The organism is Streptomyces sp. AC602_WCS936, from assembly GCF_019049125.1.
GTDB lineage: Bacteria > Actinomycetota > Actinomycetes > Streptomycetales > Streptomycetaceae > Streptomyces.
The window spans coordinates 131,598-147,370 of record NZ_JAGMUF010000129.1 but is presented as its reverse complement, the minus strand read 5'-3'; the positions used below and the strand labels follow the sequence as shown (position 1 = coordinate 147,370).

Genomic DNA, 15,773 nt, shown 5'->3' with positions numbered 1-15,773 from the left:
CCGGCTAGGAGACGCACACCGTGAACTGGGACGACGACACGACCGGCACCGCTGCCGCCGAGCGGCTGGTGGGCCCGGCCGCCGACGGCGAGGACCAGGCCGTCGAGGCCGCCCTGCGCCCCAAGGACCTGGGCGAGTTCATCGGCCAGGAGAAGGTCCGCGAGCAGCTCGACCTCGTTCTGCGCGCCGCCCGCGCGCGCGGGGCGACCGCCGACCACGTCCTGCTCTCGGGAGCCCCGGGCCTCGGCAAGACCACCCTCTCGATGATCATCGCGGCCGAGATGGGCGCCCCCATCCGCATCACCTCCGGCCCCGCCATCCAGCACGCCGGCGACCTCGCGGCGATCCTCTCCTCCCTCCAGGAGGGCGAGGTCCTCTTCCTCGACGAGATCCACCGCATGTCGCGGCCCGCCGAGGAGATGCTCTACATGGCGATGGAGGACTTCCGCGTCGACGTCATCGTCGGCAAGGGACCGGGCGCCACCGCCATCCCCCTGGAACTGCCCCCCTTCACCCTCGTCGGCGCCACCACGCGCGCCGGACTGCTGCCGCCGCCGCTGCGCGACCGCTTCGGCTTCACCGCCCACATGGAGTTCTACGGACCGGCCGAACTGGAACGGGTGATCCACCGCTCCGCCGGCCTGCTCGACGTCGAGATCGACCCGGCCGGCGCCGCCGAGATCGCCGGCCGCTCCCGCGGCACCCCACGCATCGCCAACCGCCTGCTGCGCCGGGTCCGCGACTACGCCCAGGTCAAGGCCGACGGTCTGATCACCCAGGAGATCGCCGCCGCCGCCCTCGCGGTCTACGAGGTCGACGCCCGTGGCCTGGACCGGCTGGACCGGGGCGTGCTGGAGGCGCTGCTCAAGCTGTTCGGCGGCGGCCCGGTCGGCCTGTCCACGCTCGCCGTCGCCGTGGGGGAGGAGCGTGAGACAGTGGAAGAGGTCGCCGAACCGTTCCTCGTACGGGAGGGCCTGCTGGCCCGCACACCGCGCGGACGGGTGGCGACCCCGGCAGCATGGGCGCATCTCGGCCTCACCCCGCCGCACGCGCAGAGTCCCGGAAACGGACAACAGGACTTGTTCGGGACGTGACGGCACCGTCACGAAGAGGACATTCGCCGGAGCAGGAACCCCGGTGCCATGCTGAGCGTTGTTCCATGCGCGCGGACTCGCTTAGACTCCGCCGATGCCGCCCTTGTCGGCGGCGCACACACCCCCAACCATCAGGCCGCTCACCATTTGCGGTCGTGTGAAGGAAGTACCGACCCGTGAGTCTCGTGACCCTCCTCCCGTTCATCGTGCTCATCGGGGCCATGTTCCTGATGACCCGGTCGGCGAAGAAGAAGCAGCAGCAGGCCGTCGACATGCGGAACCAGATGCAGCCCGGTTCCGGCGTCCGCACCATCGGGGGCATGTACGCCACGGTCAAGGAGGTCAGCGACGACACGGTCCTCCTTGACGCCGGCCCGGGTGTGGAGCTGCTCTTCGCCAAGAACTCCATCGGTGCCGTCCTCACGGACGAGGAGTACAACCGCATCGTCCACGGCATCGAGCACGACCTGAAGTCCGACTCCGACATCGTCCCGGACGATGCCTCCTCCCTCACCGGGACCGACGCCTCCGCCGACGACGCTGACGCCTCCGGCGACAAGTCCGTCGACCTCGGCAAGAAGGACGCCGACGACACGCCGGCCGACGAGCCGACGGCCGACGCCACGTCCGCCGAGGCCAAGACGGACGAGCAGGCGAAGAAGTCCGACGGCGGTTCCGAGGCGAAGTAAGCCGTGCTCCGGGGTGCGCGGACCGTTCCCGCGCACCCCGTGCGATGCGCGGCTCGCACGGATTCCGACACCATGTGATGGCCGCCGGTGACGCCTACCCGGCGCGACGCGGCCCGAGAGGGAGTACGCAAAGGTGGTAGCACCTAAAAAGGGAAAGAATGCGAGCGCTCAGAGTAAGCCCGGGCGCTCGCTGGCCCTGATTCTGATCGCCATCGTGGCGCTCACCGGGGGCATGTTCGCCTCCGGACACACGACTCCGCGTCTCGGTATCGACCTCGCCGGCGGCACGAGCATCACGCTCCGTGCGGTCCCGGAAGAGGGCCAGGAGTCCGCGATCAACAAGACCAACATGGACACCGCGGTCGAGATCATGAACCGCCGTGTCAACGGTCTGGGTGTTTCCGAAGCCGAGGTCCAGACCCAGGGCGACCGGAACATCATCGTCAACATCCCCAAGGGGACGAACTCCAAGGAAGCCCGGCAGCAGGTCGGCACCACCGCCAAGCTGTACTTCCGTCCCGTCGTAGCCACCGAGCTCTCCGGGGCCAACGCGACCGGCAGCCCCTCGGCGAGCCCCACCGGCAACGCCTCCGGCGAGCCGACGGACAAGGCGACCGACAAGGCCACGGACAAGGCCACCGATGGCGCGGCCGACAAGGACAAGGCCACCGACGGCGACAAGGCGAGCGGCACGCCGTCCGACGCCGCGTCCGCCAGCGCCAGTCCCCAGGGCCGCGCCGCCAGCGACGCCCTGAAGGCCGACCCCAGCCCCTCCGCCTCCGCCAAGGCGTCCGACGGCGCCTCCCCGTCCCCGAGCGCCAGCGCCTCCGGCGACGACGCCACCGCAAAGCTGCAGGAGCAGTACGCGAAGCTGGACTGCACCGACGCGGGCGCCCGCGCCAAGGCCGGTGACGGTTCCAAGCCCGGCGAGTCGATGGTCGCCTGCGGTCAGAACGCGCAGGGCCAGTGGCAGAAGTACATCCTCGGCCCCGCCGCGGTCGACGGCACGGACGTCGACGAGTCCGAAGCCGTACTGAACACCCAGACCGGCGCCGGCTGGACCGTGACGATGAAGTTCACGGACAAGGGCGCCAAGAAGTTCGCCGACATCACCGGCAAGCTCGCCCAGAACCAGTCCCCGCAGAACCAGTTCGCCATCGTCCTGGACAACGAGGTCGTCTCCGACCCCTACGTCAGCCAGGCGCTCACCGGCGGCAGCGCGGAGATCTCCGGCAACTTCGACCAGGAGGAGGCCGAGGGCCTCGCCAACATGCTCTCCTACGGTGCCCTGCCGCTGACCTTCAAGGAGGACAGCGTCACCACCGTCACCGCCGCGCTCGGCGGTGATCAGCTCAAGGCCGGTCTGATCGCCGGCGCGATCGGCCTCGCCCTGGTCATCATCTACCTGCTGGTGTACTACCGCGGCCTGTCGTTCATCGCGATCGCCTCGCTCTTCGTCTCCGCGGGGCTCACGTACGTGATCATGTCGCTGCTCGGCCCGGCCATCGGCTTCGCGCTCAACCTGCCGGCCGTGTGCGGTGCCATCGTCGCGATCGGCATCACAGCGGACTCGTTCATCGTGTACTTCGAACGCGTCCGCGACGAGATCCGGGAGGGCCGCACGCTGCGCCCCGCCGTCGAGCGGGCCTGGCCGCGCGCCCGGCGCACCATCCTGGTCTCCGACTTCGTCTCCTTCCTCGCCGCCGCGGTCCTGTTCGTCGTCACCGTCGGCAAGGTCCAGGGCTTCGCGTTCACGCTCGGCCTGACCACCCTGCTCGACGTGGTGGTGGTGTTCCTCTTCACCAAGCCGCTGCTGACGCTGATGGCCCGCCGCAAGTTCTTCGCGAGCGGCCACAAGTGGTCCGGCCTCGACCCGAAGAGCCTGGGCGCCAAGCCGCCGCTGCGCCGCACCCGCCGTCCCGCGCGCCCCGTCGCCGGCCCCGTCGACCCGAAGGAGGCGTGAGATGGGAAAGCTCGGCAACCTCGGCGCCCGACTGCACCACGGCGAGGTCGGCTACGACTTCGTCAAGAACCGCAAGCTCTGGTACGGCATCTCGATCCTGATCACCATCACGGCGATCGTCGGCCTGGCGGTGCGCGGTCTGCACATGGGCATCGAGTTCCAGGGCGGCGCGGTCTTCACCACCCCGAAGAACATGAGCGCCTCGGTCTCCCAGGCCGAGTCCTACGCGGAAGAGGCCTCGGGCCACGACGCGATCGTCCAGAAGCTCGGCGACGGCAGCCTCCGTATCCAGATCTCGGGCACCGACACCGAGGCCTCGGACCAGATCAAGGAACAGCTCTCCAAGGACCTCGACGTTCCGGCGGCTAAGATCGCCGCCGACCTGGTCGGGCCCAGCTGGGGTGACCAGATCGCGAACAAGGCGTGGCAGGGCCTCGGGATCTTCATGGTCCTCGTGGTCATCTACCTGGCCATCGCCTTCGAGTGGCGCATGGCACTGGCCGCGTTCGTCGCGCTGGTCCACGACATCACCATCACCGTCGGCATCTACGCCCTCGTCGGCTTCGAGGTCACGCCCGGCACGGTGATCGGTCTGCTCACGATCCTCGGTTACTCGCTCTACGACACGGTCGTCGTCTTCGACAGCCTCAAGGAACAGACGAGAGACATCACCAAACAGACCCGCTGGACGTACGGCGAGATCGCCAACCGCTCGATCAACAGCACCCTGGTCCGCTCCATCAACACCACGGTGGTCGCGCTGCTGCCGGTGGCGGGCCTGCTGTTCATCGGTGGCGGTGTCCTCGGTGCCGGCATGCTCAACGACATCTCCCTGTCGCTGTTCGTGGGCCTCGCGGCCGGTGCGTACTCGTCGATCTTCATCGCCACGCCGCTCGTCGCCGACCTCAAGGAGGCCGAGCCGCAGATGAAGTCCCTCAAGAAGCGTGTCCTCGCCAAGCGCGCCCAGGCCGCGGCCAAGGGAGAGCCGGTCGAGTCCGACGCCGACGAGCGATACGCCGACGAAGCGGCCGACGAGGCCGACGAGCCCGACGACGCGGCGCCCGCCGTCGTCGGCCCCCGCAACCAGCCCGCCTCCCGTGCCCGGGGCCGCGGCCGACCCTCGGGGAAGCGCCGATGACCGAGACGACCGACCTCACGGAACTGCTGCTCAGCCGCATCCGGGACGTGGTGGACTACCCGGAGCCGGGCGTGGTGTTCAAGGACATCACCCCGCTCCTGGCAGACCCGGCGGCCTTCGCCGCGCTCACCGACGCGCTCGCCGGGGTGGCCCGGGACACCGGCGCCACCAAGGTCGTCGGCCTGGAGGCCCGGGGCTTCATCCTGGGCGCCCCCGTGGCGCTGCGGGCGGGCCTCGGCTTCATCCCCGTACGCAAGGCGGGCAAGCTCCCCGGAGCGACCCTCAGCCAGGCCTACGACCTGGAGTACGGCTCCGCCGAGATCGAGGTGCACGCCGAGGACCTGAGCGCGGGCGACCGCGTGCTGGTCGTCGACGACGTCCTCGCCACCGGCGGCACCGCCGAGGCGTCGCTGGAGCTCATCCGCCGGGCCGGTGCCGAGGTCTGTGGCCTCGCCGTCCTGATGGAGCTGGGTTTCCTGGGCGGCCGGGCCCGCCTGGAGCCGGCCCTGGCCGGGGCGCCGCTGAAGGCGTTGCTCACCGTCTGAGCGCACGTACCGCACACCTGGGGCGGGCCCGGAGGAATCCGGCGCCCGCCCCAGGCGTTTCACGGGTTGACGGCCCTCACATCGGCCTGAAGGCGATCCTGGCGTGCAGGATCGCTACCATGGGGACTCCGGAGCCTGACCGGGGGACCCGGATCGCGCACGAGGAGTCCTCTTGCCAGACGAGGCCCAGCCACTGACCGCCGCAAAGCCCGAGTCCTCCTCGGCGCCCGCGGCGAAGCCCGCGCCGAGTGCGCCCCAGGCCAAGAACGACACCCGCGGGCCGATCCAGCACGCCCCGTCCGCGCCCGTCGACAAGCCGGCCGAGCAGCAGCCGCGTCCCAAGTCCATGCCGCCCGAGCGCGAACGCAACGCGCCCGTGGTCCGCACTCCCGCCGGGCAGCCCGCCCGCTCCGGTTCCTCCAACCGCGTCCGCGCCCGCCTCGCCCGCCTCGGCGTGCAGCGCGCCAACCCGTACAACCCGGTCCTGGAACCCCTGCTGCGGATAGTGCGCAGCAACGACCCCAAGATCGAGACGGCGACGCTGCGCCAGATCGAACGCGCCTACCAGGTCGCCGAGCGCTGGCATCGCGGTCAGAAACGCAAGAGCGGCGACCCGTACATCACGCACCCGCTCGCCGTCACCACCATCCTCGCCGAGCTGGGCATGGACCCGGCCACGCTCATGGCGGGCCTTCTGCACGACACCGTTGAGGACACCGAGTACGGCCTGGAGGACCTGCGCCGCGACTTCGGCGACGTCGTCACCCTCCTCGTCGACGGCGTCACCAAACTCGACAAGGTCAAGTTCGGCGAGGCCGCGCAGGCCGAGACCGTGCGCAAGATGGTCGTCGCCATGGCGAAGGACCCGCGCGTCCTGGTCATCAAGCTCGCCGACCGCCTGCACAACATGCGCACCATGCGCTACCTCAAGCGGGAGAAGCAGGAGAAGAAGGCGCGCGAGACCCTGGAGATCTACGCGCCGCTGGCCCACCGCCTGGGAATGAACACCATCAAGTGGGAGCTGGAGGACCTCGCCTTCGCGATCCTCTACCCCAAGATGTACGACGAGATCGTCCGCCTGGTCGCCGAGCGCGCCCCCAAGCGCGACGAGTACCTGGCGATCGTCACCGACGAGGTCCAGCAGGACCTGCGCGCGGCCCGCATCAAGGCGACCGTCACCGGCCGCCCCAAGCACTACTACAGCGTGTACCAGAAGATGATCGTCCGCGGCCGTGACTTCGCGGAGATCTACGACCTGGTGGGCATCCGCGTCCTCGTGGACACCGTCCGCGACTGCTACGCGGCGCTCGGTACGGTCCACGCCCGCTGGAACCCGGTTCCCGGGCGGTTCAAGGACTACATCGCGATGCCCAAGTTCAACATGTACCAGTCGCTGCACACGACGGTCATCGGGCCCAACGGCAAGCCGGTCGAGCTGCAGATCCGCACCTTCGACATGCACCGCCGCGCGGAGTACGGCATCGCCGCGCACTGGAAGTACAAGCAGGAGGCCGTCGCAGGCGCCTCCAAGGTCCGCTCCGACGCGCCCAAGTCGTCCGGCAAGGGCAAGGACGACCACCTCAACGACATGGCGTGGCTGCGCCAGCTCCTCGACTGGCAGAAGGAGACCGAGGACCCCGGCGAGTTCCTGGAGTCCCTGCGCTTCGACCTCTCCCGCAACGAGGTCTTCGTCTTCACGCCCAAGGGCGACGTCATAGCGCTCCCGGCCGGGGCCACCCCCGTGGACTTCGCCTACGCCGTCCACACCGAGGTCGGTCACCGGACCATAGGGGCACGGGTCAACGGCCGCCTCGTCCCGCTGGAGTCCACCCTCGACAACGGCGACCTGGTGGAGGTCTTCACCTCCAAGGCGGCCGGCGCGGGCCCGTCCCGCGACTGGCTCGGCTTCGTCAAGTCGCCGCGCGCCCGCAACAAGATCCGGGCCTGGTTCTCCAAGGAGCGCCGCGACGAGGCGATCGAGCAGGGCAAGGACTCCATCGTCCGCGCGATGCGCAAGCAGAACCTGCCGATCCAGCGCATCCTGACCGGCGACTCCCTGGTCACCCTGGCGCACGAGATGCGCTACTCGGACATCTCAGCGCTGTACGCGGCGATCGGCGAGGGCCATGTCTCCGCGCAGAACATCGTGCAGAAGCTGGTCCAGGCGCTCGGCGGCGAGGAGGCGGCCACCGAGGAGATCGACGAGTCGGTCCCGCCGGCCCGCGGTCGCGGCCGCAAACGCCGGACCAGTGCCGACCCGGGCGTCGTCGTCAAGGGCGTCGAGGACGTGTGGGTCAAGCTGGCCCGCTGCTGCACACCCGTGCCCGGCGACCCGATCATCGGCTTCGTCACCCGCGGCAGCGGCGTCTCCGTCCACCGGAGCGACTGCGTGAACGTGGACTCGCTCTCCCGCGAGCCCGAGCGCATCCTCGAGGTCGAGTGGGCACCCACCCAGTCCTCCGTCTTCCTGGTCGCCATCCAGGTGGAGGCCCTGGACCGCTCCCGGCTCCTCTCGGACGTCACCCGCGTGCTGTCCGACCAGCACGTCAACATCCTCTCCGCGGCCGTCCAGACCTCCCGCGACCGCGTGGCCACCTCCCGCTTCACCTTCGAGATGGGTGACCCGAAGCACCTGGGCCACGTCCTGAAGGCCGTACGCGGCGTGGAGGGCGTCTACGACGTCTACCGGGTGACATCGGCGCGCAGGCCGTCGTAGGCCGCGACAGACACGGCAGAGGGGCTTCCGTACGCGTTGTACGGAAGCCCCTCTCTCGTGATGCCGTCAGCCGCCGAACTCGTGCAGCCCCTTCAGCGCCTGGTCCAGCAGTGCCTGCCGGCCCTGCAGCTCACGCTCCAGCTTGTCGGCCTTCGCGTTGTTGCCCTGGGCGCGGGCCTGCTCGATCTGGCCCCTGAGCTTGTCGACGGCGGCCTGCAGCTGACCGGTCAGACCCTCGGCACGCGCGCGTGCCTCCGGGTTCGTCCGGCGCCACTCGGTCTCCTCGGCCTCCTGGAGCGCCCGCTCCACGGCGTGCATCCGGCCCTCGACCTTGGGCCGGGCGTCGCGCGGCACGTGGCCGATGGCCTCCCAGCGCTCGTTCACCGAGCGGAACGCGGCGCGGGCCGCCTTCAGGTCGGTGACGGGCAGGAGCTTCTCGGCCTCCTCGGCCAGCTCCTCCTTGAGCTTCAGGTTCTCCGCCTGCTCGGCGTCGCGCTCGGCGAAGACCGAGCTGCGGGCGGCGAAGAACACGTCCTGGGCGCCGCGGAAGCGGTTCCACAGGTCGTCCTCGTGCTCGCGCTGCGCACGGCCCGCGGCCTTCCACTCGGACATCAGGTCGCGGTAGCGCGCGGCCGTCGGTCCCCAGTCCGTCGAGTTCGACAGCGCCTCCGCCTCGGAGACCAGCCGTTCCTTGGTCTGGCGGGCCTCCTCGCGCTGGGCGTCGAGCTGGGCGAAGTGCTGTTTGCGCCGCTTGGAGAACGCCGACCGCGCGTGCGAGAAGCGGTGCCACAGTTCGTCGTCGGACTTGCGGTCCAGCCGCGGCAGACCCTTCCAGGTGTCCACCAGGGACCGCAGCCGCTCACCGGCCGACCGCCACTGGTCGGACCGGGCCAGCTCCTCGGCCTCGGCGACCAGCGCCTCCTTGGCGGCACGGGCCTCGTCGGACTGCTTCGCGCGCTGGACCTTCCGCTCCTCGCGGCGCTTCTCCACCAGCTCGACGAGCTTGTCCAGCCGGGTCCGCAGGGCGTCCAGGTCGCCCACCGCGTGGTGCGCGTCGACCTGCTCCCGCAGGTGGTCGACGGCGGTCTGGGCGTCCTTCGCCGACAGGTCGGTGGTCTTCACGCGCTTCTCGAGGAGGCCGATCTCGACAACCAGGCCTTCGTACTTGCGCTCGAAATAGGCCAGCGCCTCCTCGGGGGAGCCCGCCTGCCAGGAACCGACGACCTTCTCGCCGTCGGCCGTACGCACGTACACGGTCCCCGTCTCGTCGACGCGGCCCCACGGGTCGCTGCTCACAGCGCCTCCTCCACATGATGCCTGCGGAGGGCTTCGCTACCCCCGGGCATCGTCCACAGTTTCGTCACGGCCAACATAGGCGACCGGCGGGGGGCCTGTCCGCATCCCGCGCGACCGAACTTTCGCTGATGAGGGTCAGGATTTCGTGACGGTGGCCTTGTCGATGACGACCGTCGCGTTGGGCGCGGTGTTGCCGGTCGGGTCCGCGGGCTGGGATCCCGCGGAGGCGATCTTCTTCAGCACCGTCATGCCCTCGTCCGAGATGGTGCCGAACGGGGTGTAGCTGGGCGGCAGCGGGCTGTTCTGGTACACGAGGAAGAACTGGCTGCCGCCGGAGTCCGGCTGACCGGTGTTCGCCATCGCCACCGTGCCCGCCGGGTACATGTTGTCCTTGAGGCTCTTGTCCTTCAGGTTCTCGTCCGGGATGGTGTAGCCCGGTCCGCCGTTGCCCTGGGCGGTGGGGTCGCCGCACTGGAGCACGTAGATGTTCTCGGTGGTGAGCCGGTGGCACTTCGTGTGGTCGAAGAAGCCCTTGCCCGCCAGGAAGTTGAACGAGTTGACGGTGTGCGGCGCCGCCTTCGCCTTCAGCGCGATGTCGATGTCGCCGCAGGTCGTCTCCAGCTTCATCGTGTACTTCGCCGACTTGTCGATGGTCATCGCAGGTTCCTTCTCCCAGGTCTGCGTCTTGACCTTGCCCTCGGCCGGCTTGTCGCACGGGTCCGGCGCCTTGCTGGACGCGGAGGCGCTGGGGGTGACCTCCGCGCTCGCGTTCGTCTTGCTGTCGTCGTCCTTCAGCACCACGCCGGTCGTGTACAGCGCGACACTGCCGATCAGGATCACGCCGAGCACCGACGCGATCGCGGCGTTGCGCGTGCGCGCCTTGCGCCGCGCGGACGTGCGCCGCTGCTGCTGCCGCAAGAACTTCTCCCGGGCGAGCTGACGCCGCCGCTGCTCCTGGCTGACCACCGGGTTCTCTCCTCATGCGTCTTCGTGTGCCGACCGGTACGCGTGGGTGCGATGAGCCGACCGTGGGCGTGTAGCCCCGTACCGTATATGGGTTCGCTGAGGAATCGGCACCGCCGGTAGTCTCTGACCATGGGCGCGACCCGTTCGCAAGCCCACCCGTACCGACACAAACGAAGGACGATCGTGCTCATTGCCGGGTTCCCCGCCGGAGCCTGGGGGACGAACTGTTATCTCGTCGCCCCGGCCGCCGGTGAGGAGTGCGTGATCATCGACCCGGGCCACCAGGCGGCCCCCGGAGTCGAGGAAGCGATCAGGAAGCACCGTCTCAAGCCCGTCGCCGTCGTCCTCACCCACGGCCACATCGACCACGTGGCCTCGGTCGTCCCGGTGTGCGGCGCGCACGACGTGCCCGCCTGGATCCACCCCGAGGACCGCTACATGATGAGCGACCCCGAGAAGGGGATCGGCCGCACCATCGGCATGCCGCTCATGGGCGAGCTGACCGTCGGGGAGCCGGACGACGTCAAGGAGCTGACCGACGGCGCGCGGCTGGAGCTGGCCGGCCTGAACCTGTCGGTCGCGCACGCGCCGGGCCATACCAAGGGGTCGGTGACCTTCGGCCTGCCCGAGGCGGCGGACATCCCGCCGGTCATGTTCTCGGGCGACCTGCTGTTCGCCGGCTCCATCGGACGCACCGACTTCCCCGGTGGCTCCATGGACGACATGCTCGAGTCCCTGGCACGCGTGTGCCTGCCGCTCGACGACTCGACCGTGGTGCTGTCCGGACACGGCCCCCAGACGACCATCGGCCAGGAACGCGCCACCAACCCCTACCTGCGGCAGGTGGCGGCCGGCCAGGGAGCCCCCGGGGCTCCCCGACGAGGAATGTGACGAGAGACCTTCCGTGAGCACCTTCAAGGCCCCCAAGGGCACGTACGACCTGCTGCCGCCCGACTCCGCGAAGTTCCTGGCGGTCCGCGAGGCGATCGCCGCCCCGCTGCGCAACTCCGGCTACGGCTACATCGAGACGCCCGGCTTCGAGAACGTCGAGCTCTTCGCGCGCGGTGTCGGTGAGTCGACCGACATCGTGACCAAGGAGATGTACGTCTTCGAGACCAAGGGCGGCGACCGCCTCGCCCTGCGCCCGGAGACCACCGCCCCCGTGCTGCGCGCGGTCCTGGAGGCCAACCTGCACAAGGCGGGCAACCTGCCGGTCAAGGTCTGGTACTCCGGCTCGCAGTACCGCTACGAGCGCCCCCAGAAGGGCCGTTACCGCCACTTCTCCCAGGTCGGCGCCGAGGCGATCGGTGCGGAGGACCCGGCACTCGACGCCGAACTGATCATCCTCGCCGACCAGTCGTACCGCGCGCTCGGCCTGCAGAACTTCCGCATCCTCCTCAACTCCCTGGGCGACAAGGAGTGCCGCCCGGTCTACCGCGCCGCGCTCCAGGACTTCCTGCGCGGCCTGGACCTGGACGAGGAGACGCTGCGCCGCGCGGAGATCAACCCGCTGCGCGTCCTGGACGACAAGCGTCCGGAGGTCCAGAAGCAGCTCACCGACGCCCCGCTGCTGCGCGACTACCTGTGCGACGCCTGCAAGGCGTACCACGAGGAGGTCCGCGAACTGATCACGGCGGCCGGCGTCGTCTTCGAGGACGACCCGAAGCTGGTGCGCGGCCTGGACTACTACACCCGCACGACGTTCGAGTTCGTCCACGACGGCCTCGGCTCCCAGTCCGCGGTGGGCGGCGGCGGCCGCTACGACGGCCTGTCCGAGATGATCGGCGGCCCGTCCCTCCCGTCCGTGGGCTGGGCCCTCGGCGTCGACCGCACCGTCCTCGCCCTGGAGGCGGAGGGCATCGAACTGGACATCCCGTCCGCCACCTCCGTCTTCGCCGTCCCGCTCGGCGAGGAGGCCCGCCGGATCCTGTTCGCCAAGGTCACCGAGCTGCGCAAGAACGGCGTCGCCGCCGACTTCTCCTACGGCGGCAAGGGCCTGAAGGCCGCGATGAAGGCCGCCAACCGCTCCGGCGCCCGCTACGCCCTGGTCCTCGGCGAGCGCGACCTCGCCGAGGGCGTCGTCCAGCTCAAGGACATGGAGTCCGGCGAACAGGCCGCGATCGGTGTCAACGAGATCGTCGCGGAGCTGGAGTCGCGGCTCGGTTAGCACGGCGTCACCCTCCAGGGGCACGCGCATTCGCTCACGCGTGCCCCTGAGGAACGGACGGTGGCCGGAACGCACCGCTCAGGAGTGATCGCCGCACCGTTCATAGGTTCATCGAACGGTGGTCATACAGGTCCGTGCGGCACAATGGCCCCTGCCCGAAGCAGGTCCGACCCTCCAGTGACGGAATCGGCGTGATGAGCAAGACGACAGTGAAGGACGTCTCCACCGTGGCAGAGTCCGCGCCGGACCCCGGCGCCCGCACCCCGCGCACCGAGGGCGGCAGCCGCGCCCTCGCACTGCTGCTGGTGATCACGGGCGCGGCCGGTCTGCTCGCTGCCTGGGTCATCACGCTCGACAAGCAGAAGATCCTCGAGGCCAAGGTCGCCGGCACCACCTTCACGCCCGGCTGCAGCCTCAACCCGGTCGTCTCCTGCGGCAACATCATGGAGAGCGACCAGGCTTCCGTCTTCGGCTTCCCCAACCCGATGCTCGGCCTCGTCGCCTACGGCATGGTCATCTGCGTCGGCATGAGCCTGCTCGGCCGCGCCCGCTTCCCGCGCTGGTACTGGCTCACCTTCAACGCCGGCTGCCTCTTCGGCGTCGGGTTCGTCACCTGGCTGCAGTTCCAGTCCCTGTACCGGATCAACTCGCTGTGCCTGTGGTGCTGCCTCGCCTGGGTCGCGACGATCGTGATGTTCTGGTACGTGACCTCCTTCAACGTCCGCAAGGGCTTCCTGCCCGCGCCGGGTTGGCTCAAGAGCTTCTTCGGCGAGTTCACCTGGGTCCTGCCGGTGCTGCACACCGGCATCATCGGCATGATGATCCTGACCCGCTGGTGGGACTTCTGGACCAGCTGACCGGCCTGGTGCGCAGAGTCCACCGGGGCCGTCGGGTTGTCAGTGCGGTGATTTAGGGTTCAGAGCGTGGAGCCCGACCTGTTCACCGCCGCAGCAGAAGAACGCCAGGAGAAGGACCCGACCGGCAGCCCCCTCGCCGTGCGGATGCGCCCGCGCACTCTCGACGAGGTCGTCGGCCAGCAGCACCTGCTCAAGCCCGGTTCCCCCCTGCGCCGACTGGTCGGCGAGGGAGGTTCCGGCCCCGCCGGGCCCTCCTCGGTCATCCTCTGGGGACCGCCCGGCACCGGCAAGACCACGCTGGCGTACGTCGTCTCCAAGGCCACCAACAAGCGCTTCGTGGAGCTGTCGGCGATCACCGCGGGCGTCAAGGAGGTCCGCGCGGTCATCGACGGCGCCCGCCGTGCGGTCGGCGGGTACGGCAAGGAGACCGTCCTCTTCCTCGACGAGATCCACCGCTTCAGCAAGGCCCAGCAGGACTCCCTCCTCCCGGCCGTGGAGAACCGCTGGGTCACCCTCATCGCCGCCACCACGGAGAACCCGTACTTCTCGGTGATCTCCCCGCTGCTCTCCCGCTCCCTCCTCCTCACCCTCGAACCGCTCACCGACGACGACGTCCGGGGCCTGCTGCGCCGCGCCCTGACCGACGAGCGGGGCCTGGGGGAGGCCGTCACGCTCCCCGAGGACACCGAGGAGCACCTGCTGCGCATCGCCGGCGGCGACGCCCGCCGCGCGCTGACCGCGCTGGAGGCCGCCGCCGGGGCCGCGCTCGACAAGGGCGAGGCCGAGATCACCCTGGCGACGCTGGAGGCGACCGTCGACCGGGCCGCGGTGAAGTACGACCGCGACGGAGACCAGCACTACGACGTCGCCAGCGCCCTGATCAAGTCCATCCGCGGCTCCGACGTGGACGCCGCCCTGCACTACCTGGCCCGGATGATCGAGGCCGGCGAGGACCCCCGCTTCATCGCCCGCCGCCTGATGATCTCCGCCAGCGAGGACATCGGCCTCGCCGACCCGAACGCCCTGCCGATCGCCGTGGCCGCCGCCCAGGCCGTCGCCATGATCGGCTTCCCCGAGGCCGCCCTCACCCTCAGCCACGCCACCATCGCCCTGGCGCTGGCCCCCAAGTCCAACGCCGCCACCACCGCCATCGGTGCCGCCCTGGACGACGTGCGCAAGGGGCACGCCGGGCCGGTCCCGGCGCACCTTCGCGACAGCCACTACAAGGGCGCCGGAAAACTCGGACACGGGCAGGGGTACGTGTACCCGCACGACCTGCCGGAGGGCATCGCCGCCCAGCAGTACGCCCCGGACGAGCTGAAGGACCGCAGCTACTACACCCCGACCCGGCACGGCGCCGAGGCCAGGTACGCGGACGCGGTGGAGTGGACCCGCGGGCACCTCGGTCGCAAGCGGTCCTGAGCAGCCTGTAGAATCGCCCGGAGTGCCGAGTCCCGTGCAGTCAGAACGGGACAACCGGCCGGAACCCTTCGGGGTTCCAGGAGCGTCGCGCACCGTCGAAGGTGTCGCGGGCAGCCCACCACCGCCCGGAGCTCCGGGAGAGGTCGGTGGGCCACTCGCGTGCTGCACGTATGTGCCCAGACCAGGGGAGCGGCTGCCCGGCAGGTCCCACGCGGGCCCGGCGGGTTTCCCCGGCTGCGGATTGCGACCTCCCTCAACCCTGACAAGCCGGAGAACTAGGAAAGAGACACAGTGGCGAACCAGTCCCGCCCCAAGGTCAAGAAGTCGCGTGCCCTCGGCATCGCGCTGACCCCGAAGGCCGTCAAGTACTTCGAGGCCCGCCCCTACCCGCCGGGTGAGCACGGCCGCGGCCGCAAGCAGAACTCGGACTACAAGGTCCGTCTGCTCGAGAAGCAGCGTCTGCGCGCGCAGTACGACCTCAGCGAGCGCCAGCTCGTCCGCGCCTACGAGCGTGCCTCCAAGACCAACATGAAGACCGGCGAGGCCCTGGTCATCGAGCTCGAGCGCCGTCTCGACGCGCTGGTCCTGCGTTCGGGCATCGCCCGCACGATCTACCAGGCCCGCCAGATGGTCGTCCACGGCCACATCCAGGTCAACGGCCAGAAGGTCGACAAGCCGTCCTTCCGCGTCCGTCCGGACGACGTCGTGCAGGTGCGCGAGCGCTCCAAGGAGAAGACCCTCTTCACGATCGCCCGTGAGGGTGGCTTCGCCCCCGACGGCGAGACCCCGCGCTACCTCCAGGTGAACCTCAAGGCCCTGGCGTTCCGCCTGGACCGCGAGCCGAACCGCAAGGAGATCCCGGTGATCTGCGACGAGCAGCTCGTCGTCGAGTACTACGCCCGCTGATCCCAGCCCCGGCG

13 protein-coding genes are annotated in these 15,773 nt (G+C 69.9%); 11 read left to right on the top strand and 2 right to left on the bottom strand.

What is annotated here, in order from left to right:
• Nucleotides 1-20 precede the first annotated feature (20 nt).
• The 6 genes from ruvB (at nt 21) to relA (ending at nt 8,145) form a co-directional block, all read left to right on the top strand.
• Entirely contained in the window at nt 21-1,094 is a 1,074-nt protein-coding gene (ruvB, locus tag KUM03_RS35445; protein ID WP_217254667.1) for a Holliday junction branch migration DNA helicase RuvB, read from the top strand.
• A gap of 176 nt (nt 1,095-1,270) precedes the next feature.
• Complete coding sequence (gene yajC, locus KUM03_RS35440; protein WP_217254666.1) at nt 1,271-1,783, top strand: preprotein translocase subunit YajC; 513 nt, start codon at nt 1,271-1,273, stop codon at nt 1,781-1,783.
• 133 nt (nt 1,784-1,916) lie between these two features.
• Nucleotides 1,917-3,746 (top strand): protein translocase subunit SecD, encoded by a 1,830-nt coding sequence (secD, locus tag KUM03_RS35435; RefSeq protein WP_217254665.1) that lies wholly within the window; start codon nt 1,917-1,919, stop codon nt 3,744-3,746.
• Between the two features lies 1 nt (nt 3,747).
• The gene (gene secF, locus KUM03_RS35430; RefSeq protein ID WP_217254664.1) at nt 3,748-4,884 is read left to right on the top strand and encodes a protein translocase subunit SecF; all 1,137 of its coding nucleotides are present in this window, start codon (nt 3,748-3,750) and stop codon (nt 4,882-4,884) included.
• Complete coding sequence (locus tag KUM03_RS35425) at nt 4,881-5,429, top strand: adenine phosphoribosyltransferase (RefSeq protein WP_217254663.1); 549 nt, start codon at nt 4,881-4,883, stop codon at nt 5,427-5,429. Before secF ends, KUM03_RS35425 begins: the two co-directional genes overlap by 4 nt.
• A 172-nt stretch (nt 5,430-5,601) precedes the next feature.
• Nucleotides 5,602-8,145: a GTP pyrophosphokinase gene (gene relA, locus KUM03_RS35420; protein WP_217254662.1), complete on the top strand. Its 2,544-nt coding sequence runs from the start codon at nt 5,602-5,604 to the stop codon at nt 8,143-8,145.
• 66 nt (nt 8,146-8,211) lie between these two features.
• Here relA and KUM03_RS35415 read toward each other — a convergent pair whose 3' ends face one another.
• Together KUM03_RS35415 and KUM03_RS35410 are read right to left on the bottom strand one after the other, a co-directional pair.
• Nucleotides 8,212-9,441 carry a DUF349 domain-containing protein gene (locus KUM03_RS35415; RefSeq protein ID WP_217254661.1) on the bottom strand — a complete coding sequence of 410 codons (1,230 nt, stop codon included), beginning with the start codon at nt 9,439-9,441 and terminating at the stop codon, nt 8,212-8,214.
• Between the two features lie 135 nt (nt 9,442-9,576).
• Nucleotides 9,577-10,407, bottom strand: a complete 831-nt coding sequence (locus tag KUM03_RS35410; protein ID WP_217254660.1) for a peptidylprolyl isomerase — start codon at nt 10,405-10,407, stop codon at nt 9,577-9,579.
• Between the two features lie 183 nt (nt 10,408-10,590).
• Here KUM03_RS35410 and KUM03_RS35405 point away from each other — a divergent pair, with 183 nt between their 5' ends.
• The 5 genes from KUM03_RS35405 to rpsD all read left to right on the top strand — a co-directional run bounded on the left by KUM03_RS35405 (nt 10,591) and on the right by rpsD (nt 15,759).
• Nucleotides 10,591-11,298, top strand: a complete 708-nt coding sequence (locus tag KUM03_RS35405; RefSeq protein ID WP_217254659.1) for an MBL fold metallo-hydrolase — start codon at nt 10,591-10,593, stop codon at nt 11,296-11,298.
• 13 nt (nt 11,299-11,311) lie between these two features.
• Nucleotides 11,312-12,574 (top strand): histidine--tRNA ligase, encoded by a 1,263-nt coding sequence (hisS, locus tag KUM03_RS35400; RefSeq protein ID WP_217254658.1) that lies wholly within the window; start codon nt 11,312-11,314, stop codon nt 12,572-12,574.
• A 194-nt stretch (nt 12,575-12,768) separates the two neighbouring features.
• The gene (locus tag KUM03_RS35395) at nt 12,769-13,431 is read left to right on the top strand and encodes a vitamin K epoxide reductase family protein (protein WP_217254657.1); all 663 of its coding nucleotides are present in this window, start codon (nt 12,769-12,771) and stop codon (nt 13,429-13,431) included.
• A gap of 66 nt (nt 13,432-13,497) precedes the next feature.
• The gene (locus tag KUM03_RS35390) at nt 13,498-14,853 is read left to right on the top strand and encodes a replication-associated recombination protein A (protein WP_217254656.1); all 1,356 of its coding nucleotides are present in this window, start codon (nt 13,498-13,500) and stop codon (nt 14,851-14,853) included.
• A gap of 291 nt (nt 14,854-15,144) precedes the next feature.
• Nucleotides 15,145-15,759, top strand: coding sequence for a 30S ribosomal protein S4 (gene rpsD / locus KUM03_RS35385; protein WP_030185023.1), 615 nt, complete (start codon nt 15,145-15,147; stop codon nt 15,757-15,759).
• Nucleotides 15,760-15,773 lie beyond the last annotated feature (14 nt).